This window comes from Microbacterium sp. GbtcB4 (assembly GCF_019091465.1).
GTDB classification, from domain to species: Bacteria; Actinomycetota; Actinomycetes; order Actinomycetales; family Microbacteriaceae; genus Microbacterium; species Microbacterium paraoxydans.
This window is the reverse complement of sequence record NZ_JAGXJJ010000708.1, coordinates 1-231: the sequence shown is the minus strand read 5'-3', so window position 1 is coordinate 231 and position 231 is coordinate 1. Positions and strand designations below refer to the sequence as shown.

Below are 231 nucleotides of genomic sequence, written 5' to 3'. Positions count from 1 at the left end.
TCCCCCCCGCCCGCTCCCGCCGCTCTGGCCGCGGTGCTGGTGCCCCCCACCGTGGGCGGGCTCGTGCCCCGGGGGAGAGAGGGCCCCCGCCGCGACGGCGGCGACCTGCGGTTCGATCCCGCTGATGCGGAGGGCGCGGCGCTGGGGGCCACGGCGACGCACGTGCAGTTCAGCACGGAGACATGCGCCCGCTGCCCCCAGGTGCGTCGTCTTCTCGGCTCCTATGCGTCC

1 pseudogene is annotated in these 231 nt (G+C 77.5%); it reads left to right on the top strand.

Annotation, left to right across the window (positions count from 1 at the left end):
• Positions 1-231, top strand: a pseudogene (locus tag KVS71_RS19345) (thioredoxin); the annotation flags it as partial.